The 23,424-nt window shown below is 40.5% G+C and carries 28 protein-coding genes; 5 read left to right on the forward strand and 23 right to left on the reverse strand.

Translation table 11 applies throughout. The features are described from left to right. Window position 1: 1 nt before the first annotated feature. The 13 genes from LKD42_RS00175 to LKD42_RS00230 all read right to left on the reverse strand — a co-directional run bounded on the left by LKD42_RS00175 (window position 2) and on the right by LKD42_RS00230 (window position 9,446). Window positions 2-334, reverse strand: coding sequence for a phage head closure protein (locus LKD42_RS00175; RefSeq protein ID WP_248834468.1), 333 nt, complete (start codon window positions 332-334; stop codon window positions 2-4). After that, window positions 335-610 (reverse strand): head-tail connector protein, encoded by a 276-nt coding sequence (locus LKD42_RS00180; protein ID WP_248834469.1) that lies wholly within the window; start codon window positions 608-610, stop codon window positions 335-337. Window positions 611-672: 62 nt separating this feature from the next. Continuing rightward, a complete protein-coding gene (locus LKD42_RS00185) occupies window positions 673-1,887 on the reverse strand; it encodes a phage major capsid protein (protein WP_248834470.1) in 1,215 nt (404 codons plus the stop codon). 14 nt (window positions 1,888-1,901) lie between these two features. Continuing rightward, a complete protein-coding gene (locus tag LKD42_RS15540; protein WP_248834471.1) occupies window positions 1,902-2,207 on the reverse strand; it encodes an ATP-dependent Clp protease proteolytic subunit in 306 nt (101 codons plus the stop codon). Next, window positions 2,204-2,281 carry an amidoligase family protein gene (locus LKD42_RS15485; protein ID WP_408610672.1) on the reverse strand — a complete coding sequence of 26 codons (78 nt, stop codon included), beginning with the start codon at window positions 2,279-2,281 and terminating at the stop codon, window positions 2,204-2,206. The genes LKD42_RS15540 and LKD42_RS15485 overlap by 4 nt, the downstream gene beginning before the upstream one ends. Continuing rightward, window positions 2,268-3,068, reverse strand: a complete 801-nt coding sequence (locus LKD42_RS00195; RefSeq protein ID WP_248834472.1) for a hypothetical protein — start codon at window positions 3,066-3,068, stop codon at window positions 2,268-2,270. The genes LKD42_RS15485 and LKD42_RS00195 overlap by 14 nt, the downstream gene beginning before the upstream one ends. A 61-nt stretch (window positions 3,069-3,129) precedes the next feature. Further along, window positions 3,130-4,386, reverse strand: coding sequence for a site-specific DNA-methyltransferase (locus LKD42_RS00200; RefSeq protein ID WP_248834473.1), 1,257 nt, complete (start codon window positions 4,384-4,386; stop codon window positions 3,130-3,132). Window positions 4,387-4,420: 34 nt separating this feature from the next. Beyond that, window positions 4,421-4,942, reverse strand: coding sequence for a helix-turn-helix domain-containing protein (locus tag LKD42_RS00205; protein ID WP_248834474.1), 522 nt, complete (start codon window positions 4,940-4,942; stop codon window positions 4,421-4,423). A gap of 259 nt (window positions 4,943-5,201) precedes the next feature. Next, complete coding sequence (locus tag LKD42_RS00210; RefSeq protein WP_248834475.1) at window positions 5,202-5,564, reverse strand: HNH endonuclease; 363 nt, start codon at window positions 5,562-5,564, stop codon at window positions 5,202-5,204. 248 nt (window positions 5,565-5,812) lie between these two features. Further along, the gene (locus tag LKD42_RS00215) at window positions 5,813-7,831 is read right to left on the reverse strand and encodes a coiled-coil domain-containing protein (protein ID WP_248834476.1); all 2,019 of its coding nucleotides are present in this window, start codon (window positions 7,829-7,831) and stop codon (window positions 5,813-5,815) included. Next, entirely contained in the window at window positions 7,818-8,306 is a 489-nt protein-coding gene (locus tag LKD42_RS00220) for a hypothetical protein (protein WP_248834477.1), read from the reverse strand. Before LKD42_RS00220 ends, LKD42_RS00215 begins: the two co-directional genes overlap by 14 nt. Window positions 8,307-8,311: 5 nt before the next feature. Further along, the gene (locus LKD42_RS00225) at window positions 8,312-9,262 is read right to left on the reverse strand and encodes a hypothetical protein (RefSeq protein ID WP_248834478.1); all 951 of its coding nucleotides are present in this window, start codon (window positions 9,260-9,262) and stop codon (window positions 8,312-8,314) included. After that, the gene (locus LKD42_RS00230; protein ID WP_248834479.1) at window positions 9,255-9,446 is read right to left on the reverse strand and encodes a hypothetical protein; all 192 of its coding nucleotides are present in this window, start codon (window positions 9,444-9,446) and stop codon (window positions 9,255-9,257) included. Before LKD42_RS00230 ends, LKD42_RS00225 begins: the two co-directional genes overlap by 8 nt. A 200-nt stretch (window positions 9,447-9,646) precedes the next feature. On the opposite strand from LKD42_RS00230, the gene LKD42_RS00235 reads away from it, so the two are divergent. Beyond that, the gene (locus LKD42_RS00235; protein ID WP_248834480.1) at window positions 9,647-9,832 is read left to right on the forward strand and encodes a SymE family type I addiction module toxin; all 186 of its coding nucleotides are present in this window, start codon (window positions 9,647-9,649) and stop codon (window positions 9,830-9,832) included. A 66-nt stretch (window positions 9,833-9,898) separates the two neighbouring features. Here LKD42_RS00235 and LKD42_RS00240 read toward each other — a convergent pair whose 3' ends face one another. From LKD42_RS00240 to LKD42_RS00270, 7 genes are all read right to left on the reverse strand, one after another. Beyond that, window positions 9,899-10,390 carry a hypothetical protein gene (locus LKD42_RS00240; RefSeq protein WP_248834481.1) on the reverse strand — a complete coding sequence of 164 codons (492 nt, stop codon included), beginning with the start codon at window positions 10,388-10,390 and terminating at the stop codon, window positions 9,899-9,901. A 17-nt stretch (window positions 10,391-10,407) separates the two neighbouring features. Next, window positions 10,408-11,748: a DEAD/DEAH box helicase gene (locus tag LKD42_RS00245; protein ID WP_248834482.1), complete on the reverse strand. Its 1,341-nt coding sequence runs from the start codon at window positions 11,746-11,748 to the stop codon at window positions 10,408-10,410. Next, entirely contained in the window at window positions 11,729-12,010 is a 282-nt protein-coding gene (locus LKD42_RS00250; RefSeq protein WP_248834483.1) for a VRR-NUC domain-containing protein, read from the reverse strand. Before LKD42_RS00250 ends, LKD42_RS00245 begins: the two co-directional genes overlap by 20 nt. A 239-nt stretch (window positions 12,011-12,249) precedes the next feature. Further along, window positions 12,250-12,429, reverse strand: coding sequence for a hypothetical protein (locus tag LKD42_RS00255; protein WP_248834484.1), 180 nt, complete (start codon window positions 12,427-12,429; stop codon window positions 12,250-12,252). After that, on the reverse strand, window positions 12,426-13,127 hold the full coding sequence (locus LKD42_RS00260) for an ImmA/IrrE family metallo-endopeptidase (protein ID WP_248834485.1): 702 nt from the start codon (window positions 13,125-13,127) through the stop codon (window positions 12,426-12,428). Before LKD42_RS00260 ends, LKD42_RS00255 begins: the two co-directional genes overlap by 4 nt. Then, entirely contained in the window at window positions 13,118-13,333 is a 216-nt protein-coding gene (locus tag LKD42_RS00265) for a translation initiation factor 2 (protein WP_248834486.1), read from the reverse strand. The genes LKD42_RS00260 and LKD42_RS00265 overlap by 10 nt, the downstream gene beginning before the upstream one ends. 22 nt (window positions 13,334-13,355) lie before the next feature. After that, window positions 13,356-13,604: a hypothetical protein gene (locus LKD42_RS00270; protein WP_283094937.1), complete on the reverse strand. Its 249-nt coding sequence runs from the start codon at window positions 13,602-13,604 to the stop codon at window positions 13,356-13,358. 196 nt (window positions 13,605-13,800) lie between these two features. Here LKD42_RS00270 and LKD42_RS00275 point away from each other — a divergent pair, with 196 nt between their 5' ends. The 4 genes from LKD42_RS00275 to LKD42_RS00290 all read left to right on the forward strand — a co-directional run bounded on the left by LKD42_RS00275 (window position 13,801) and on the right by LKD42_RS00290 (window position 16,746). Further along, complete coding sequence (locus LKD42_RS00275; protein WP_248834487.1) at window positions 13,801-14,208, forward strand: helix-turn-helix domain-containing protein; 408 nt, start codon at window positions 13,801-13,803, stop codon at window positions 14,206-14,208. 70 nt (window positions 14,209-14,278) lie between these two features. Next, window positions 14,279-14,788 carry an ImmA/IrrE family metallo-endopeptidase gene (locus tag LKD42_RS00280; protein WP_248834488.1) on the forward strand — a complete coding sequence of 170 codons (510 nt, stop codon included), beginning with the start codon at window positions 14,279-14,281 and terminating at the stop codon, window positions 14,786-14,788. A gap of 20 nt (window positions 14,789-14,808) precedes the next feature. Further along, window positions 14,809-16,329 (forward strand): Y-family DNA polymerase, encoded by a 1,521-nt coding sequence (locus LKD42_RS00285; RefSeq protein ID WP_248834489.1) that lies wholly within the window; start codon window positions 14,809-14,811, stop codon window positions 16,327-16,329. 9 nt (window positions 16,330-16,338) lie between these two features. Continuing rightward, entirely contained in the window at window positions 16,339-16,746 is a 408-nt protein-coding gene (locus LKD42_RS00290; protein WP_248834490.1) for a YolD-like family protein, read from the forward strand. A 35-nt stretch (window positions 16,747-16,781) separates the two neighbouring features. Here the strand turns inward: LKD42_RS00290 and LKD42_RS00295 are convergent, their stop codons facing one another. The 3 genes from LKD42_RS00295 to LKD42_RS00305 all read right to left on the reverse strand — a co-directional run bounded on the left by LKD42_RS00295 (window position 16,782) and on the right by LKD42_RS00305 (window position 23,365). Further along, window positions 16,782-19,265, reverse strand: coding sequence for a toll/interleukin-1 receptor domain-containing protein (locus LKD42_RS00295; protein WP_248834491.1), 2,484 nt, complete (start codon window positions 19,263-19,265; stop codon window positions 16,782-16,784). Between the two features lie 71 nt (window positions 19,266-19,336). Continuing rightward, window positions 19,337-20,254 (reverse strand): restriction endonuclease, encoded by a 918-nt coding sequence (locus LKD42_RS00300; protein ID WP_248834492.1) that lies wholly within the window; start codon window positions 20,252-20,254, stop codon window positions 19,337-19,339. Between the two features lie 18 nt (window positions 20,255-20,272). Beyond that, complete coding sequence (locus LKD42_RS00305) at window positions 20,273-23,365, reverse strand: type I restriction endonuclease subunit R (protein WP_248834493.1); 3,093 nt, start codon at window positions 23,363-23,365, stop codon at window positions 20,273-20,275. Window positions 23,366-23,424: the final 59 nt, after the last annotated feature.

Genomic DNA, 23,424 nt, shown 5'->3' on the forward strand with positions numbered 1-23,424 from the left:
CCTACCGCCTCGCTTTCTTCACACCGAACTTAAGTGCTTTTCGCTTATGATTCATGTGATCAATATTGGTGATGTTATACAGCTCATCGCCACATACAATCCGAAAATCATCGGTGGTTACCGCTGCCACATCTTTACAATATCGAACAGTAAATGCAGCTGTTCCCGTTGGAATTGTCTGACCGGCAGTAGCAGTTTCCGTACCACTTTCTCCACTGATCGTGGCATAGCAGGAAAAATAATCCTCCCATGTGTTTTTCCGGTTTCCAATTTTGTCTGAGACAATCACATTTTTCTGAAAAGTGATCCTGAGATTTAATAATGCAATGTTCATTTAAAATCCCGCCTTTCGATCTCCCTCCAGAAGTGTCCGGAGTGTAAGCGTGAGTGCATGATGATCCGCTTCTTCTCGATGCTCATAAAGGTATGCGATAGCATACATCACTGCCATCCTTCCCTTATCGGAATCCGAAAGAACCAGGATATCATCGGTACGAAGAATATCCATACACAGGCTTTCCGCAGCAGTAATCAGGTCCGTCAACAATTGATCATCTTCGGAAAAATCCACTCGCAAATACTGCTTCATCTCTTCCAGTGTTACGATCATCTGTCGCACCTCCTAAAATAGCGGTGACAGATTTACTCCATCACCGCCACACGTTTCTTTTTTTAGCCTGCTGCAGTCCCCTTCATCTGAAGAACTTTGATTGCTTCCGGAAGGATCAGCTTACCATCTACACGCTTGGATGCAAGGAAGCCTACCTGACCGTAATCGGCATATCTTTCATTCAGACGTTTAAAGGTAATACCCTGGCGATCTCCGATCCAGTAGTAAGAAAGATCTCCGAACATGACAACCTTTGCACCGGAGGCAATTTCCGGAACATAAGGAGAAGTCAGGATCTTTTTACCCATGAGTGTTTCATGCTCTCCTTCATGGAGTGCAGGCTGCCAGAGATACTGACCATTGGAGTCCTTCAGCTTACGAACTGCACGAACGGTTGCATCGTTTAGTACCCAAACGGCATTCTTACGATAAGGAGCCTTGATACTGTAATACAGATCAATGATCTCATCCGAAGTGATCGCTTTATCACTGGCTGCAGTAACACCGATATCCGCGCCACCCTTCTTGCTCAGAATTCCGGTCGGCTTCTTGCTGCCATCGCCTACCAGGAATGCCTCCTCTTCCTTCGCACCGATTCTGCGGGCAAACTCCTCCTGGAAGTATTTCTCCAGATCAAATGCAGAATCATTTAACAGCTCCTCGGAAACCTTAATGATGGTACCAACCTTATGAGCATCGATCTGCTCCTGGCCGAATACATCATCGCCATCTCCGTAAACACCACCTTCATCGATCCAGTTTGCGGTTCCCTTTGTGGTCACCACCGGAATCTTATGCACACCATTGGATGTGGTGAACACATGTGCATTCGGACGGATGCAGCTCTCTTCCTCCAGTCCCTGAACCAGAGTATTCTCAAATTCATCCGGTACCAGATATCCACCTTCGGTATCCACACCCTCAGAAAGAGCATTTCTGACCTCGTAAGATACACCACCTTTGGCGCGTACCTGGTTCCAAAATGCTGCTTTATAAGAATCGGAGGCTCGTCCAACTTTCTCCTCTTTCTTTTTATTCTCCGGCTTTGTTGTAATCGGAGTAGATACCGGAGCTGCCATCTCACGCTCCATTGCATCCATTCTCTCCTGACGTTCGATCTCATGGCCCAGATCTACGATCTCCTGCTCCATAGCCTCATAGGTTTTGGTATCTTCCGGAGAAAGAATTCCCTTATCGTTACGATGGGAATCTAAAAATGCTTTTGCCTTATCCCAGCTCTTTGCACGCTGTGCTCTCAGTTCATTAATCTTAGACATTGTAATAATCCTCCTTAAGGTTTAATCAAATTGAGCCTTTTGGTCAGCTCGTCAATAGGTGTTCCCATCTGTACCTCTGGCTCGGTCTTTTTCACCGGCGTCTGGTAATATGCCTCCAGACGATTCCATAGATGGGTTTCAGTTTCCTTTGCAGAAAAAGCAAATGCTCCCGGATCGAAGTTCTCTCGCTTCTCATCGTTCAGCACATCATCTGCAAATCCATATTCAATTGCCTTTCCTGCATTCATCCAAGTTTCAGAATCCATCAAATGAGATAACTTGGCTCTGGACATACCGGTACGAATCTCATACGCATTCAAAATGCTCTCTCTGCTGCTCGTTTCCTGGTTATTCCAGTAAATTCGATCTCGACGCCGAATTTAAGATTCTTCATGGGTGACTTCCATTCTTCTCGTCTGATACTTCAGCTTGTGGGCCTCTTTCTGCTCTTCCGTTCGAAAAGCAGTATGTCCGCTTAAGTGACTCAGAAGAAGTTTTCTGGAAGTCTTATATTCATTTCCATCGAATCCCAATCGAATGAACCACACCCGAAAAGCATATTTTTCATTCTCGATCGGTTCTCTCTTCAATCGAATGTACTTACTCTCTTGAGCCAGGATATTGATTTTCCCTCCCAAATCGGTGTAGGCCTTTACCCAATCCGCATCCTCCGTTGGGGGAAATCCAATCAGGCTGATGGTATCCTTGGAAAAGAGGATTCCTCTGGTTGCATTCATCCCGCCCACTCGCTCCCAAGTGGAAAGAAAATCTTCTGGTGTCTGCGGTGGTGTTTCTGCCAGGGCTTCCATCAGCCGATCCGCAATTTCAAATGCTCTCGGTGTCTGGATGGCCTTATTGATGAGTGTTCCTTTTGTATAAAACAAGGAAACCAGGTTCACCAAACTGGTGGCTGTATGCCCTTCCATCGGAAAGCTAATCGTCAGTGTTTCCCTCTCCTCATCCCAGGTATTTTCAATCAGGTGCTGCCCCGTCAATGTCTGGAGCATTTCCCTTCTCGCATTCACATCCTCAACAACGAGGGTTCCATCTTTTAAGACCGTAAGCTCCTCCCATTTGTAAGCGTAACTTGGTGGTCCTTGGTACTTCATTTTCCCACCGGTGATTGTATTGATCGCGTCGACCAACTCTTTTCTGTCTGCTGCCAAACACATAAGTTCCATGCTCTGTTCCTCCTTTTCTTTTGGTAGTACATATATCACTCTACCGAGGATAAATAGCAAGTTAAATATGCATATCTGCAGATATATTTTCAGAAACAGGCTCAATATCTTCATAGGCAATTTTCTCTCCGTCGCGGATTACAAAAACATCCTTCGAAGAGCCTATCTGTTCCACATATCTCTTTACAATGACATCCATGAATTTCTCATCCAGCTCAATACCATAGCAGATCCTGCCAGTCTGTTCGCAAGCAATCATTGTCGATCCAGATCCCAAAAACGGATCCAGAACAATGCAGTTGCTCATGCAGGAATTCTGAATCGGATATGCCATAAGTGCGACCGGTTTCATGGTCGGGTGATCTTTGCTAGCCTTCGGACGATCGTACTCCCAGATCGTTGTCTGCTTGCGATCCGAATACCAGTTATGCTTCCCACCCTTTTTCCAACCGTACAAACAAGGCTCGTGCTGCCACTGATACGGACTCCTTCCAAGCACCAGCGCATTCTTCTTCCAGATACAGCATCCAGAAAGATAAAAGTCTGCTGCTGCAAATGCTTTTCTGAAATTCAGCCCTTCGGTATCGGCATGGAACACATAAATGGATGCGTCATTCTCCATCGCCTGTTCCATGTTGACGAAGGCAGCGAAAAGGAAATTGTAAAAGTCCTCATCTGCCATGTTATCGTTTTTGATTTTTCCAGCGGTCTCTTCTACATTTACGTTGTATGGAGGATCCGTCAGCACCATATTGGCTTTGCGTCCATCCATCAAAAGGTCATAAGTCTCCGGCAGTGTACTATCTCCGCAACAAACTCTGTGTCTGCCAAAAAGCCACACATCCCCTGCTTTAGAAAAAGCCGGTTTCTGAAGTTCCTCTTCTACATCAAAGTCATCCTCGGTGATATTCTTATCATGCACGCTATTAAACAGCTGCTCGATCTCCGGAGGCTCAAAACCGGTAAAAGATACATCGAAGTTACTGCTCTGCAGATCCTTGATCAAGTCTGCCAACAGTTCCTTATTCCATTCACCGGTGATCTTGTTCAGCGCAATGTTCAGCGCCTTTTCCTTGGTCTTATCAATTTCGATTACAATACAATCGATATCTTCATATCCCAGATCGGAAAGAACGGTCACTCTCTGATGACCACCAATGATCGTCATATCAGAATTGACAATCACTGGTTCCACATAACCAAATTCTGTAATACTGTTTTTGATCTTCTCATATTCACTATCCCCAGGCTTCAAAGCCTTTCTGGGATTATAGGAAGCTGGCACCAGGTTAGCAATTTTTATTCTGCGAAACTCCATTCCTATTTCTCCTTTCACATCTCATCATAACCATTTACGAAATTCTCCGAAGCACCATCTTGGTATCTGCTGCACTCTTGGCTTCTTCCTGCCGCCTTCGAATTTCGCTCGGACCAGGCTTCTCATCCGGATCTGTCCAAAATCGATGCTTCACATAACACTCTCTGCTGCAGTACTTTCGATCTGGCTTGTCATAAGAAATGAAAGTCCCATGGCAATAGGTACATTTGCATTCATACCGTTTTTTCTTTGACTGTGCATCTCGGTCCGGATTATTCTTCCACCAGCTTCTCCGACACGCATCACTACAAAATAGCTTCACTCCAGAATGTGTATTGCACACCAACTTGACTCCGCAGTTCTTACAATGATTCGGCATCTCACGGTGCAAGTCGTAATTCATCGTAACCAGTGAGGCGCTTCCGGATAATCCGTGTGTCTTGCAGTAGTATCGAACACTCTCTTTCGATATGGTTCCGATCTCATTGGCTATGGCCTTATATCCCAGTCCCTTCAGGCGAAGCTCCACAATGCGTTCTTGTTCTTCATTTGTCATTGGCTTCTCCCTTCCGGCTAGGCCATTTTTCTTTCAAAATAAAAAATCCCGGCGCACAGATTTGCCCGGAATTTCCATTCAACTTCTATATAATGCGACCCTTTTTGCTGTATTCCCCGCGTACAGTTTCCCTTACCCCTTTTCAATTTCGCGAAAATGCACGTTTGAGGGAGCATCGGTCCTGGGGAATTTGCCCCACAGAGATTTTGACCGCCCCTCCCCCTTCGACCAAATTTTGAAATTTTTCAATAATTCAAAATTAGAATCGATAGGTCGGATTGCGGTCCTCATTCCATGTTTTTTTATCATGGCAGCTTTTACAAAGCGGCTGCCAATTGCTTTCATCCCAGAACAGCTTCTGGTCTCCTCGGTGCGGAATGATATGATCCACAACCGTTGCTTCGGTCAGCTTTCCTGCCTTTTCACATTCAGCACAGAATGGATGTCGCATCAGGTAATGCTTCCTGGCTTTCTGCCACTTGCTTCCGTACCCACGCTTGCTGGCATTCTCTCTGTCATCTTTGTGCAAAGCAGCATGCTCCTCACAATACTTTCCACATCCGGATGCGACCAGCTTCGGACACATAGGATGCTTACATGGAACGCTCGGTCTGTATGGCATTGTCATCTCTCCTTTCAAAAGGGTGCGGCGAAAGGATGAAACTCCGCACCCCAGACCTAGAAAATGGCAAAGAAAAAGACGCTGTGAATCGCTCACAACGTCCTCTGTCTTTTCTTCTCAGTATAATAATATCACACCGAATTTAGCTTTTCAGTTTCCTTTTTTTGAAAAAGCCCTCACAAAAGTTGGGCTAGGCAATAGCAATGAGGCAATGCTTATTTATTGCAATTTTTTCTTTTCAATCTTCATCATACGAAAGCCTTCTCGCCAATATGTATATATTTATAATTCTTAGTTTCCAATTGTTCTATGGCGTGTTCTATTTCCTTGCTGTTAATTGTGATACCGATAATAATCTGGCTATTCTTAGACAAAGATACAATTGTATCAAATAGCGCCTTAGCATCCTCAGCTCCGATACTATGCTGTGCTGGCTCATCGAATATTATCAATCCTGGATGATTTCCTTCAGTCTTTAGTGATGTTTGCAGTAATGCTAAAGTATACGCCCAGATAGCACGAATATTATCACTTGCAGAAGAATCAAATTTCATATCAAAATTATCAATTATCGGCATATAATTGTCTCTAGATATTTTGATACCCGCAATGTTTGACGTACTGGTATAATTAAATCTTTTTAAATTATCTTTGAAATTTTCCTCCAATGCATGTACTTTTGTCTCATCCGCATCAGCAATTCCTTTTTTAGGCAATTTAGCTTTTTCCTCTAACAAAGCTTTCCATTCATCGCTCATATGTATGAATTGCTGTACAAATGTATCGACCTCGTTACGAAAATCCTTTAAGTCTGTAATATGGCGCTCAATTTCCATTCTTTTATAAATAATGGTCTCCGAAAGGTCTTCATCGATCGAATATAAATCTCTACGGATTGTTTTGCCCAGTCTGTAAAGTGTTGCCACGTTACTCCGAACACTCTGTAATTGATTTTCTAATTCTGTAATTCGTTCTCGGTGACTATTTAATGCAAATTCAACCATCTTTTTCTGTGCTTCGAGATGTTTTATGGTCTGAGTGATAGACATTGTTGCTGTTTCATGAAGCACCGGTAACAGCGAATCTGCTATTTTTTGATTACAGGTTGGACAAGTTCCTGAAAAGGATTTTCCCTGCAAATTGCTGCCTAAACGCTGCAATTTTTCTGCATCCTTATTATTTGCAATATCCTGATTTAGAACCTCCATATTGGAGTTTAGACTAGTAATTTTCCTTCTTTCAATTTGTATTAATCGAGAGAGTTCTCCAGCCAGTTCCTGATAATCAGATAAATCTGATTCAACCTGATTCAATTCATTTTGTAACTCGTCAAAATTATCAATAACCTTAGGTTTTACAGTTTTTAATGAATCATGCTCTTTCTGCAGCTCCTCAACCCAATCATCAATATTAATTCTATCTCCTACGTTACGCACAATTTTTACATTATCAGCAAAAGAATCCTGCAATATTTCCGGCACCGACGGAATATTCTTTACAAAGCACTGACTCCTCTGTTGTAATGTTCCTAGCTCCTTATAAAGCAGATTCCATCGATCTTTTTGGTACCGCTCTTTATTTGCTAATTCATTCCTTTTTCTTTCATTTTCAAATGTATTTAATCCTATGACAAACTCTGTAACTCTTTTTTTAGGATTCTGAATTGCCAAATATGGCATACCCGAATATATGCTATTCCATCCGTTTTTCTGTTCAATAAGCATTGAGGAAAAAATCAACTGCAAATACAATTTTCTATCTGCTCCATCTGCAGTTGGTATCAACGGCAACTTTAGTTCTAAAAATTCTTCCAAAAAATGATGAAATCCCTTTTGATTTTGGGCTGAATTTTTCGAATGAACATAATATTCATCTATCATTGTATCATCATTGAATATTTCCGAAAGCTCTGAGAAATATACCGTAATCAACTTAGAATCTCTCGTCTCGTGTTTGGCGCTTCTATATATTGTAATGACATCGTGTCCATTAGTTATTTCAAGATAAGCTCCCGATTCCAAAACTGGCCAGTTTTCTCCCCCGTCCTCAATTTGTGTTTTATATGCAGATGTTAATACTTTCTCTCCCCTACCTCCAATTATTTCTTCAAATCCCAAACAATAGTAAATGGCAATAAGGACAGAGCTTTTTCCTCTTGTGTTATCATCACTTGCTATAAAATTCAATCCAGAATTGAATGTTTCATCGAATGAATACTCCTTCTTTGAAGAAACAATTCGGATCTTCAGTCTGTTAATTTGTAGCATCTTGATATCTCCACTCCTCTGTAATTTTCTTAATTTTATCGTCTGTCAGCTTCTTTGATATTACTTCCAAAACTGCTTTCTCTGTGGAAAGTAATTCTTTATCTGACATAATCGCCTTCACCAGATTCCGTCCCTTTTCCAACAGCTTATATGATCCGTTGGCCTGAATTCCAATCATTTCATCTGCAATCGCATACTCTAAAGCCCTATTTACTGTTGGATCAAATCTAACAATAAGATCACTTGCTATTGACGATGATAAATATTTTATAAGCTGTCTTTCATACCTTTTATTTGAAAGCGCAGCTCCCAGTAAATGCAGTTTTATGAGGGAACACCCCTTTCGGCCACAACATATATACATCATAAGGCAAATAATGGATACTTTATAACTAATACGATAGTTGTATGGTATCGCATCAGGTTTTGCCTGAAAAATAACATCTTTTTTTTTCAAATCCTCTTTTTTTCTCATGCTTATCACCTGATTTTAAATTGCATTGAACAATCTGCTAACCAACTACTAATCATGTCATCTTTCAGTTCTGCAATAGAGCTGCTAGTAATGAATGGAAATTCCTTTTCTAAAACTTTTTGAAAATCCTCAAGAATTTCATTAAATAACTTACTATTTATCGAACTATCTGTATTAGTTTTGGTCTTTATAGCCACTTGCCTCTTATATGTGTTTTCCAAATTAAGTATCTGTTCAAATAGTTCCACCTGCTCAGCTCTTAACTTTTCCATCAATTCCAGGCCTATAACATAAGATTCAATATAGATATTCACTACCTCTTTATAATCTTCATCATCTTCATCAATACCATTCATCACAGCCTTAATTTTTCGCTTAACATTACTTACTTTTTCACTATCGCATTCTGTCCAATTAATCGGTTTATCTCTGACAACTGTAAAATCCAGCTTAGGCCCAAGCTCACTTCTTATTATCCTTGACAACTCGAGTGTGAAATCATTTGCAGTTTTTATAGTAATGGTGAAATCATCCTGAATATAAGAACACTGTTCCGGATGCTCTGCTCTATAGGTCAATACTTCATTTCTTTTTTTCTCAGCATGCTCTAACAATCTGCGATCCGTATAATATGGTATTACAAAATGCCATTCTCTTATATCACGTACGCCTAACCCCTTAAGGATCTTTTCGTAACTTGGACTAATAAATTTTGCTATATCTTTTGTCATCTTGTCACGCATATGCTCATATAACTCGTTGCCAGAATACTCTTTCTCTGGGCAATAGCATTGATAGACAATTCCATGTTTAGTAAATCCCTCTATTCCTCCATCTCCCCTATACTGAGCCGGAATTTCCTGATATCCTTGTTCTTGGTATCTCATTCGATAACAAGAATTGCACAATTTCTCCCACTCTTCTCCTGTTAAGTTTGGTTTTAAAAATTCAAGCATTATTTTTCTCCAACCATGCTATCGAAATAGCATTTTCCATTTTATTTTTCACGGCGTATTTATCGACTATGTGTGTTTTCCCTGTAGTTAATATTCTAACTTTATATTTACCAAAAAGGGGATACGTTTTTATAATTTCTATTTCTCTACTACACCAATACAGCACGTTTCTCGTATCAGTCATTCATACTCCCCCTTTCCTATTTTCACGATATACATATTTTCTACAAGATTTGCACTAAAATATATACACTTTTTACACAATAATTACCTTTATAATAGCATATTATGAATTTAACGTGTATAAATAATATAATATTTATTTTTGAATTGTAACATGATATATTAAAACCCGTAGCATTAGTGGCCGAAAAGGACGTGCCAATGAAAGATAGACATTTAAAAATATCCGAAGCCTGCGGTCATAAACGCAAAGTTCCAAGAATTATTCTCCAGGGTGACTGGCTTGCTTCTCTCGGTTATCACGTAGGGGTCCATATCAAAATTTCTTTTCAAGATAATCAAATCATTATCGAACCGGAACCGGATGTTCCTTCTCCTCATGCCTAACCTGGCAATTTTTACACAAAAGAAAACCACAACTGAATAAAATTCAATCATGGCTACCTTTTGCTACTATCCAAGCATATATGCTTCCATTTGTGATTCACGGATCTGATACTTTCTCTCCAAGCAGCAGACTGCAAGCTCTCTCTTTTTTGCAATGCACTTCCGACTAAGATAATAGCTGGCTTCAATTTCATCCCAGCTGTATCCGTCCAAGAATAATGCAATGCTTATCTCCTGCACATCCATCGGCAAGTGTCTCACGCAGTATTCAAAGAACTCGATTTCCTCATCGATTCTCGCCAGCTGCTTCATCTTTGGAGCGACCAGTTCTTCATTGATACGGTCAAGCCGGCTTTCATAGCACATGGCAATCCTTGCAGTCTTATCTGACAAATCACTACTTTGTACTCGTTCCCCTTCTGGATGAGAGAAGCTCATAGAACTAATCAGATCTTCTGCAGAAAGGAATTCTATTTCTTCGATCTGCTTTCTCAGCGCTTCTCGCTCTCTCACCATGCGGGGATATTCTTTTATCATTTTCTCAACATATCCTTTCATGTGAAAAACTCTCCCTTCTAGGATGCGATCCTTGCTTTCACAGCTTTTAAGAGCACCTCCTGACTCAAATCTTTATTTTCCAACGCAACCAGCACATCTTCATCTATGGTATCCTTGGTCACAATGTGCTGAATGATTACTGTTTGCTTTTGGCCCTGCCTCCAGAGTCTGGCATTACACTGTTGGTACAATTCCAGATTCCAAATAAGATCGAACCAAATCAGATGGCAACCTCCTGCCTGCAGATTCAATCCATATCCTGCACTCGCCGGATGAATGATCGCAACCGGGATCTCACCTTTGTTCCAACGATCAATGCTCTCGGAATCTTCAATGAGCACGGCTCCGAACTTCTCCATCAAACACTCCTTGGAATTTTTGTACCAAACAGCAACCATGACAGGATTCCCATTGGCGGCTTCGATAAGATCCTCCAGTGCATCCAGCTTCCGATCATAAATCCTCCGGACCACTCCGTTCTCATCGTAGACTGCTCCACTTGCCATCTGCAGCAGCTTATTATTCAAGCCAGCTGCCGACTGTGCATCAATATCTCCACCTTCCAATGACAAAATCAAATCTGCCTTCAAACTATCATACATGGAACGTTCCTTTTCATTCATCTCCACTTCTACATTCGATACCACCAGCTCCGGCATCTGAAGATAATCCATCGCCTGCATGCTGATACAGATATCCGAAATCTTCTCATGGATTGCTTCCTCTGCTCCAGGCTTCGGCTTGTAGGAAAAAATCACATCTCGGTTCCTTTTATCCGGCATAAAATATCTCTCACGGTACCCACCGATAAATCTTCCCAATCTTTCTCCCATATCCAGCAAATTGATCTGTGCCCACAAATCTATCAAACCATTCGGGGACGGTGTTCCGGTCAAGCCAATCACTCGTTTTACTTGGGGCCGGACTTTTCGAAGTGCTTTGAACCGCTTACTCTGGTGATTCTTAAAGGAACTCAGCTCATCGATACAAACACAGTCAAAGGAAAACAGCTTATTCTCAATCAACCAGGTAACATTCTCGCGGTTGATGATATACACAAAAGCGGGGCTTACCAATGCTTCCCTTCGCTCCTTCTCCGTCCCAACAACCAGAGAATAGGTCAGTCCATTCAGGTGATCCCACTTTTCGATCTCTTTCGGCCAGGTATCAGTTGCCACTCGAAGCGGAGCAATCACAAGGATCCTCCCAATTTCAAAATAGTCCAGGGCAAGCTCCCATAGGGCGGTCAGGCTAATCACACTTTTTCCAAGTCCCATAGAAAGCAGCAACCCACTTTCCGGATGCTCAATAATAAAACTCGTAGCAAATGCCTGATAGCTATGTGGCTTGTATTGCATCCAACATCACCTCTACTTCCTCTTTTGCATCCAGGCAGAAAACCAAAAATCCTAATGACTCCAATTGGCTTTTTCTCTTTTCTTGCAGGATTCTCATCTTTTTCCCCGGAGCCTTCACTTCAATAAAACCAATCTTCCCATGAGGAAGTAATACGATTCGATCCGGCACACCGGAAAGGCCAGGGCTTACAAACTTGAATGCCAAACCCTTTCTTTTCTTTGCAGCTTTTCTAAGTGCTGCCTCTACTTCTCTTTCTCTCATAAAACCTCCATTGCCAATAGCTATTGCTATCTGCTCTGAAACTCCTTACGCGTATATAGAGGTTATACACGTCCCTATTTCTGTATTTTCTATCTCATTTTTATTTATCAATATCATCGGCAATATAAGCAATAGCATAGGAAAAAGCCTGTTAAACTCGGACTTTGCACCATTGCTATTGCTGTTTCTATTGCTCATTTCTTGGCTACGAAACCGCCTACCGGCAATACCGCCTTTGTTTAGCAAAATGGAAGTGCGGCCTCACCCTCCTCTATTGCCAAACGTACATAAGCAATCTGTGGACCATATTCCTGAAATGATAACTTCCCAGTTTTCTTCTGATCGCGAACTGCTCGCACTGCTTTCTTCATTTTTTCCTGCATTTCTGGAGAAGGTGTTCTGGCTACAATTTTTCTCATGCAGTCACCTCCTCTGGTACTGGAAACTGAGAGATCGGTCGTCGGATCATAAGTCCCAACTTTTCCAATCGAATCATCATCGCGGAATGGGATACTCCAAACAGATGACAGATCTCCTCAAATAACTCCTGATCCCACTGTGTCATCCTTCCATCATAGGAAATCAGACGATACCATTGAAGCAAAGCTGACAAACTATCCGCAGGCATCAACAGTGCTGCCCCCAGCGCATTGGCCTGCCATTCATTCCAATCCTCACGGCTCTTTAACTCCCTGCAGGAATAGGATCTTCTTTCTGAATATTTCTTTTTATGAAGCGCTTTCGCCTCTTCAGATTCCAGGCCAAATAAGATCTGATGTGCACACTCATGAGCCAGGGTAAATCTTCTCTTTCCACACTGACTCATACAATGTTCCGGCGTGTCGATAAAGCTGCTGTCCAAAAGGACATCATTCGCCTGAATCGGATACACATACTCCCGGCCATCCATGCGAACAGAATAATTCGTGTCTGCATAAGCAGTCAGCCCGCAGATACTTCCATCCTCAGAGAGCTTGGCAAACTTTACACTCAGTCCCAGGTAATTGGAAGCAAACTGATCAATCGGTGTGAATACGGTCTGCAGCCCAGTTGTATTACGAAAATTATGTAGGATAGCTGCCGCCATATCTTCAATCTGCTGTGTCGTTAAGTACATGAGGCAAGCACCCCTTTCTTCATAAGATCCGGAACCTGCTTGATATCGTAGACAGGGATATTTACCATCTTCTTACAGTTTTTTGTCTGTACCACATTCAAACAAGACTCACACTCCATAAGTCCTCCTGTTTCCTCCAGGTCCAGGAATTTATTTTCATGCCCGCAGATCGGACACAGGCAATTATAGGTATAACTTTTCTTCATCCTTTATGACCTCCTTTCTGGATTATGAAGCAACCTTAGCTTCCACAAACCACTTTCCATTTTCATCAAATAAATAGCTCTCATGTCCTCGGATCACAACGGTGTATCTCGTTCCGATGCCTCCGACTTTCGTAGACTCTGCATGGCGAACATCCTTCACCTGCTCCACCACATATATGGAACCATCCTCATAACGCAAGCGACGCGGTCGCACTCTACCATCCTTCGTTACATCTAAGGAAACATCCACATACACTTTTCTACATTCCAACCGAATCCCTTCCTTCTTTTCTCTAAAAATAGAACTTTTGTTCTGTGAACGATTGACGAACAATAGTTTCTATGTTATCTTGTGAATAGGAACTTTGTTCGTGTTCTGTTCACATGATAGCAAACATGAAAGAGACTGTCAATCACTTTTAAGAACATTTGTTCGGTTTAATTTTCAAAATGGGAGGTAAGGAAGAATGAAGTTTCAGGATCGACTGAAAGAAAGAAGACTTGAAATGGGGATGACCCAGGTTGAATTATCCAATGCAACCGGAATCACAACGAGAACATTACAATACTATGAGAATGGAGAACGACGTCCAAGAAATCATGCGATCGTAGAAAAGCTGGCTTCTGCTCTGAATACAACTTCAGAGGATCTGCTCGGTGTTTCCGGTAACTACGTGATCGAAGCCCAGGAGAAAGGCGGAGCAAAAGCCTCCAGAGATATTGAATCCCTGGTAGATGAAGTAGTTGGTCTCTTCGCCGGTGGATCCATGGATGAAGCTGCGATGGATGGTGTGTACCGTGCACTTTCCGATGCATACTGGGATGCCAAAGATCGCAATAAAGAAAAATATACTCCGAAGAAGTATCGGAAATAAAAAGTCTGACTTTCGCTGTCCCGACAAATGGACAGCCATTTTGCTAGACTGATACTGAGGAGGTGTTTTCATGCAATCAGACAAGCTCATCATGGTTGGCGAGAGGCTCGTCAAGAAGTATGGTACCAGAAATCCGTTTGAGATTGCCGAATGTCTTGGAATCATTGTAAAGGAATGTCCAGACTTCGGACCTCTAAAGGGAATGTATACCATCATCAAAAGAAATCGATTTATTCTTCTTAATGATACCCTGGATGATGATATGAAACGTATCGTCTGTGCTCATGAAATTGGGCATGATCAGTTACACCGAGATATCGTCAAACGAGGAGTCATGAAGGAATTTACGCTGTATGATATGAAATCCAAACCGGAATACGAAGCCAATATCGTATGTTCGGAAATCCTACTGGATACGGAAGAAGTCCTCACGCACATATATGAAGATCACTACACTGCGGAGGAAATCGCTCAGATCATGCATACAGATATCAATCTCGTAGTGCTGAAGGTTGCACACCTAAGTGCTCTGGGATATGGACTGAATCGACAAGACTATAAAAGTGATTTTCTAAAATAAAAGAGGAAGGAGGAACCGTTATGGCAGACAAGAAAAATCGTATCTATATCGCAATTGATCTGAAATCTTTTTACGCTTCTGTAGAATGCGTGAAACGTGGGTACGATCCGCTTACCACTAATCTGGTCGTGGCTGACAAAAGCCGCACCGAGAAAACCATCTGCCTAGCTGTATCTCCATCCTTAAAAGCACATGGTGTTTCCGGAAGAGCCAGGCTCTTTGAGGTCATACAACGGGTGAATGAAGTCAATGCGGATCGCAGACGCAATGCTCCCAGACGACAATTCACCGGAAAGTCTGTGTTCGCTCCAGAACTGCAGGAGCACCCGGAATGGGAATTGGACTACGTGGTGGCTCCTCCACAAATGGCACACTACATGGAATGGAGCTCCCGGATCTACGGTATCTATCTGAAATACATTGCTGCCGAGGACATTCATGTGTATTCCATCGATGAGGTCTTTATGGATGTCACCGATTATCTGCAGACCTACAAACTTACCGCCCATGAACTGGCTATGAAGATGATTCATGATGTTCTGGATCAAACCGGCATTACTGCTACTGCTGGTATTGGAACCAACCTGTACCTGTGTAAAGTAGCCATGGATATCGTGGCCAAGCATATCCCTGCCGATAAAGACGGCGTGCACATCGCAGAGCTTAATGAGCACAGCTACCGGGAACTCTTATGGGATCACCGCCCTCTCACCGATTTCTGGAGAGTAGGAAATGGTTATACCAGAAAGTTACAGGCGCTAAGCCTTCACACCATGGGAGATGTCGCGCTCTACTCTACATCGGAATACGGACGGGATCATCTGCATAAGCTCTTCGGAGTCAACGCAGAACTTCTTATCGATCATGCGTGGGGCTATGAGCCATGCACCATGCAAGCCATCAAAGAATATGGCGCTGAACGAAAAAGTCTCGGATCCGGCCAGGTTCTTCCTACCGCATACACCTGCGAGAAGGCTCGCCTGGTTACCAAGGAAATGGCAGACGATCTCTCCTTGGACCTCGCCAAAAAACATCTGGCAACGGATCAACTTGTTCTGACCATCGGATACGACAGGGAAAGTCTCACGGATCCTGCGATTGCCAGCAAGTACAAAGGGAAAGTTTCTCTGGATCATTATGGCAGGAAGGTTCCAATCCATGCACATGGCACTATAAATCTTTCCCGACAGACAGCATCTACTATGATGATCACAGAGGCTGCTATCGAATTATTCGACCGAATTGTCAATCCTGATCTCCTGATCCGCCGGATCTCAATTACGGCTGGAAAGGTCATCCAAGAATCAAAAGTCCAGGATACTTATGAATTTGAGCAATTGGATTTATTTACAGACTACGCTGCCCTGGAAGAACAACGTAGAAAAGAAAATGAAAGACTGGAGAAAGAGAAAAAACGCCAGAAGGCAATTCTTAGTCTCCAGCAAAAGTATGGAAAGAACATCGTTCTCAAAGGAATGAACATGATAGAAGGCACAACTATGATCACCAGAAATGGGCAGGTCGGTGGCCACAAAGCATAGGAGGTAGTTATGGGAAAATATGATCAAATCATCAATCTGGATCGTCCTTTTGATTCCAAACACCCTGCCATGTCCATCCATAATCGTGCTGCGCAGTTTGCACCTTTCGATGCCCTAACTGGCTTCGGTGGCCGGATCCATGAGGTTTCCCGTCTCACAGATGCTAGAATAGAACTAACAGACGAGATAAAACAGGTCATCAATGACCAGCTTCGCCAGATCGAAGCACACATAAAAGAGCAGCCGTTGGTAACGGTAACCTACTTTCTTCCAGATAAAACAAAAGACGTTGGATCCTATCAGACCCTCACCACCCCTGCTGTAAAAATCGATACTTATGATGAACGTCTCCACCTGGAAGACGACATCAGCATTGCTTTTGATGACATTATAGATATTGTTATTGGTGCCATATAGAAAAAATATATGGACTGATATGTTAAGAAATTAAATTATTCCTCTTTATATCTTTCCAATTTTACTATAAATTTATCTTTTGCATCCTCCGTATAATCCCGTATATTACCACGAAAGTAATCTACTGCTTCATCGATTTGTCCTTCTTTTGCTAATAAAATTGCTTTAAAGCTAATTATATTATTATGGTATTTATTTTTGTATTCTGGCTGTTCGAAAAACTTTATAATCTGGCGCATATCATCAAGCATGTCAAATCGCTCACATATATCAAATTTTACAATTCTTGCATAATGAATGTTAGGATTCATCTCTATTGCTTGTCCTATTAGCGAAAGCGCTTCTTCCTCGTTTCCATCATAAAATGCTTCAACCTGAGCCCGACATCTTAGCGTCATTTCTTTTGCAACATCAGTATTTATCTTTTTCAATCCATCTATAAGTTGGTTTAGTATTTCTCGGTTTTCTTTACTTTTTTCTGATTTTATCAAACAAGAAAAATACGCCTGAATATGGTATGGATTATCCATATAATTATAATAATTTTCTTTTGCTAAGTCCTTGGCAGACTGAAACTCCTGCATACCAATGTATACCTGTACCTTTTCTCTCTTTGCTTTTGAAAAATTATTTCTTCTCTCCATACTTTTATCAAGCATCTCAAGAGCCTTATCAAACCTTCCAATCTGACGATAATAAAATCCATACAAAAAATAATAATTCGGACCAGATATTTTCTGTACTTCATCTTTAAAACGATTATCCCTTAATTTCGCTAATGCAGAACACAACAAATATCGTATTTCAAAAGCTATTCGAGGATCGGTAAATTCCTCTTTTTCTAACGCCTTATATGCGAAGTTAATAACTTCCTTATTTTTTCTATTATTGTATAACTCTATCATAGACTTTAAATACAAGGAAGGGATCAAATAACTTTCATCAATTGCTTTTCCTCGGAGCAATGACTCTTTCAAAGAGAATAAGTATTCTGGAACATCATATTCACTCATAGACATTCTATCTAAAAATTTATTAAGGTTCTTGTCCATGTTAGCTCTATGCTGATCTTTTATTTGATAATTATTTCTAGTCACGTAATCCTTTATCGTTTCATTAACTCTAATATACTCTTTAAGAACACCAACATATTCACAAATAGACTTTGAAATAAATTCATCAATATAATGTATATATTTAGGATCCCCTTCAACAATTTCATTTACAAATTTAAGACTTATATAATCAAATCCTGATAACAATGCCAAAAATGAAATTTTCTCCACATCGCTTTCCATATCCTTTAATAGTATGCTTGCTTTTTTATTATTATACTCTACAATTTCAAATGTGCTTTTTCTTAAATACTCGATCCCTTTTTCTTTTATCAGTTGTACAGCAAAAAAAACCTGCTCTGGATATCCTGACAGCAAACCAGAAATCAGCCGCATATCATTTATTTCTAATTCTATATTCTCAAATTTTAAATATCTAGAAAGCAAGCCATCTCTTTCTTTTTTATTTAATTCAGACACTTCATAGTGAGCTATTTTTTCTTTTGTACTGTAAGATATTTCCCCCGAAAAAGTCCTTAATCGATAACGTGAAATAATGCATACAGAAAATTTATCTTTAATCTTTTCACTCTCAATTGTTTTAGAAAACCATTCTGCAAATTCTCCATCTTGATTAATAATGCATCCGTTGTCATCGATAAATATAATATCAGACAATCTCTGGATAGTTGCCAATAAATCTGCCGCTAATGATATTTTTTCAGCAAGTGGTTTTGTCATTAAACCTTTTATGTCCAGATCATCTTCAAATCCAAGATCATATATTTTTAATATAAAATCCTCGACACTCTCCGCATAATTTAATGAAATTTCTGGAAATGGATAACTATTCTTTTTAATATTGCTCTTATAAATGCAGTGCTTTAATAGCGTTCTTCTTCCAACACTTTTGATACCTGAAGCAACCATACACACTGGTTTACTTTTTTCAAAATCATCCATTCTTTCTTCAAACAACCCTATTAGATCGTTTCTTCCTACAAAAATCTCATTTCTTTCTTTTAATCGAGGATGCTTTTCAAATGATAACTCAATCATTCTTTGCTCGATTATTTGTTCTGCTTTCGTCGGTCGACTTACATATTGCAAATTATAATTCTCCCTTAACCAATCAGGTATTTTGGGATTATCATATGTTATTTTTTCACTAATTATGATTGGGCAAATCTGATTTAGTCTTTTTTTATTCCAAAGTTCCTCTACTTTGAATATTTCTTCTTGCACCCATTCCGATTCAAGAGAAGTTTCTGATATAAACAAAACAAATAAATCTGTTTCATTTAGGCCTTTATCAATTTCTTCTATAGTTTTTCGAGCCTGTTGGAATGTAATCTCATCTAATATTACATTTTCTTCACCAATGTTATTTATCAATTTCTTTGCAACAATTCGAACATACGATTCTTTGTCCGCACTGCTATGAGATAAAAAAACTTTCTGCATTTTAATTTGATGATAAAATCATCTTCTCCTTCCGTATATTTAATGTCTTTCATTTTCAAATTAATGAAATCCTATTCTTCCGTATAGAAATCTTCCATCACATATGTAGTAACCGGTGTAATAAACAGTTCGTACTTGATGACCAGCCTAACAAGATCATTTCCATCAATAAGTGTAATCGGAGTACCTTCTCTTGCTGCCTCACGTGCTTTATTAGTAAATCGGCTATTTGTAATAAAAACACCGTAATCCGCTTGAAATTTATTCATAGCTCCAAGGAACTGATTGATATCCGGCTCGCTTACAGGATTTGCATTGAACCTTTTACACTGGATGACCACCCTTGTCGTTCTAAAATCATCATCATCGATGTGATATCCATAGCCATCAATACCACCATCATTAGAAATCTGGACTCCCTTATTCGTAAACTGAACTCCCATCTTTGTGAGAAGAGCTCTAGAAAACTGCTCAAATTTTGCCGGTGACATATTCGCAATCGCACTCTGCAATTTTACCTTGAAGTCATCCAGCAACTTATCCTCTGAAGATTCGCTATCCTCATCTTCTTCTACGTCCGATATTGCAGCCATTTTACTTTTTACCTTGTTTTTTGAAGAATGTTCTTCCCAATAGGTACGAGCCTTATCTCTTACTTCTGTTTTTACATCAAAGTTCGAAAGATCTATATTCGCGCCTTCCTGTGTAAGTGTAATCACCGGATTATATTTCACATAAGAAATAAGCCCAACATATCCTAGCTCTTTAATGGCAAAATTAAATTTGAAATCAAACTTCTTGTACTGATTTCCTGTCTTGTTGGAGGTATACAATTTCTGTTCAAATTCAGCTATATGCTCATCCAACTCGCTAATCCTATTTCTAATTTCAGAACGCTCTAACTGTCCGCCAGCCGCTTGAAGAACTTCAAGAATCGGTTTGATGAGGTAGGACACTTGTTCTTCTGAATTTAACTTGTCATAATACATCAGCGGATCCTCCCTAATTTATTTCATATCACTATGAACACTTGGCTCATTATCTGTCCACAGCTCACACTGGCTGATTACAGTGCTAATTGCAAAATCATAATCTTCTGGCGGATACTTATACTTTTTGAGTAATCTCTTAACCATCTTTCTCATAGATGCCCTAGCTGTTTCTTTCTTCTGCCAGTCGATGGTACGATTCTTTCGAAGCATTTCCGTTAATTCTTTAGTAAGCGCAATCAATTCATCATTCTGATAAAAATCCTTTATATGCTCTGGCTTAGTAAGGGCATCATAAAAGGCTAATTCTTCCTGAGACAATCCAAGTTTCTTACCATTTTTATATAAGTTCGTAATCTCCTCAGCGGTTTTTAAAAGTTCCTTTATTACTTCTTCATTCGTAATAAGGCCATTATAATAAGAATTCATTAACTGAGCAATTTTCTCTGAAAACTTCTGGGACTGAACCACATTTGTTCTTCTATACAATGACACCTGTTCAGCCATAAGTTTTTTGAGAATTTCCACTGCAATATTCTTTTCCTTCATTCTGGAGATCTCATCCAGAACTGCAGGATCAAACAGACTAAAGTTTTCGCCACCTGTTTTGCTGCTGTCAAATAAGCTGATCACACCTTCACTCTGTACTGCCGATTTCAAAAGGTTATTGATCTGCTCGTTTATTTCTTTCAGTGACAGACTCTTACCGCCTGTACCGCCATATGTAATTTTAATAACAGTGGAACGAACTGCCTCCATATAGGCCGCTTCGTGACGTTCTCTTTCAGTTGTCATACTCGAGCACAGAGAATGTGACTGCTTTAACAGCATAGCCTCTTTTAAGAACAGATCTTTTCTGTCCGGAGCTTTTGCGTCGAGTACAAAGTTAACGCCTCCGCTGATCAATTTTGCCATGGTTAGAGGAGAACCACTGATAAATCCACTGAAATCAAAACCATATAATAAATCCTTACATACTTGCAGTTTTTCCTGGAATTTCGGATATGCTACTTTGGCAATATTCATATCACCATATCTGGACTGATCACGTTTCGTATATTCCTTCATTGCAGCTTTCAGTGCAGAAGCAATCCCCACATAATCTACAATCAATCCGCCTTCTTTATCCTTAAATACTCTGTTTACCCGGGCAATTGCCTGCATCAGATTATATCCATGCATTGGCTTATAAACATACATTGTTGCAAGAGATGGAACGTCGAAACCGGTGAGCCACATATCTACAACAATGGCGATCTTCATCGGATCATTATTGTCTTTGAACTTTCTGGCCAGCTCTTCCTTATGCGACTTTGTGCCAATGATCTCCTTCCAATCTTCTGGATCATTATTGCCACTTGTCATTACAACGCCGATCTTTTCCTTCCAATTCGGACGAATCTCCAGGATGTGCCGATAAATCTTCATAGCAATCGGTCTGGAATAGGCAACTATCATTGCTTTTCCGGTCAGCAGATTGGCCCTGTATTTTTCATAGTGATTAACAATATCATCGCACAAAGATTCAATGGTAGATTGCGCGCCAAGAACACTCTCCATCTGGCCCAGCATCTTTTTACTTTTCTCGATGGTTTCTTTATCTGACTGCAGCTCCAGAACATCATAGGTAGAATCAATCAGTGCAAGCGTATTCTCATCCAGCTTCAGATGTACAACCCGACTCTCATAATATACCGGTCTTGTAGCTCCGTCTTCCACAGCCTGAGTCATGTCATACACATCAATATAATCACCAAATACCTCTCTGGTGTTTCGATCTTTTGCAGAAATTGGAGTTCCGGTAAAACCAATAAATGTTGCATTCGCCAATGCATCATGAATAATTCGTGCATTACCTATAACCGTACGTGCTTCCTTCTCTCCGGCTTCATTTTCTGAAATAACAATTCTTTCATCAAAACCATATTGGCCACGGTGTGCTTCGTCCGCCATGACTACAATATTTCTACGCTCAGAAAGAGGCCTTTCCCCACGCTCAAATTTGAACATGGTTGTAAAGATAATTCCATTCGCCGTTCTGCCATCCAATAATGATTTCAGGTGCTCCTTACTCTCTGCCTGCACCGGCGTCTGACGAAGAAAATCCGCACACTGCGAAAACTGCAAATAGAGCTGATCATCCAAATCAATACGATCCGTCATCACTACCAGGGTAGGACTATCCAGTGCCTCCTGAAGCAAATGAGCATAAAACACCATAGAAAGCGACTTTCCAGATCCCTGGGTATGCCAAAATACGCCACCCTTTCCATCCGTTTTTGTTGCCACTTTTGCTTTTTCTATTGCTTTACGCACGGCAAAGTATTGATGATATCCTGCTAAAACTTTGAATCTTCCAGTACCGGATCCAGAGAAAAGAATGAAATTCTTTAATATATCCAGTAAACGCTTCTTCTGAAACATGCCTTCATAGAAGGTGTCAAACTGCGCATATGCTGTGTCTTCGTAATCTCCGTCCTTGGTCTTCCATTCCATAAACCTATCCAAGCCAGAAGTAATGGTACCAGCCTTATTTGTGGAAAGATCACTAATAACACAAATTGCATTGTAATAAAAGATTGAAGGGATATCCTTCATATAGTTACGGATCTGATTATATGCATTCTCTGCCCCTACTTCATCTTTAGATGGACTCTTTAGCTCCATCAGTACCAGTGGAAGTCCATTGATAAAAAGTATCACATCCGGTCTACGGTTATTTCCGTTCTCCAAGAATGTAAACTGATTCACGACGTAAAACGAATTCTTTTTCTCATTCTCATAATCAATCAGCCGGACTATCGAAGACTGTTCTTCTCCTTTCACAAAAAGCTTAACCGTGATACCATTCTGCAGATAATCCATAAAGATAATATTTTTTTGCAGTAAGCTTCCCGTATCAAATGTTTTTAATTTTAACAAAGCCTCATCGATGGCTTCTACAGGCAGATCACGGTTAATACGTACCAGGCTGTCCCGCAAAACAGCATCTAAAAGTGGACTGGAATAATCTCTGTCCAAATCTGGTGCGTAGAGGTGATCATAGCCCATATTTTCAAACAGTTCTATGATTGCCTGTTCATATGTATCTTCTGTAAATAAAATAGGCATGTTCTACCTCCTGTTTCTCTAGTGATTTATATAGGTTGTATAGTTTTAAACAATAATTT

The sequence above is a fragment of the Hominisplanchenecus faecis genome, from assembly GCF_020687205.1.
GTDB lineage: Bacteria > Bacillota > Clostridia > Lachnospirales > Lachnospiraceae > Hominisplanchenecus > Hominisplanchenecus faecis.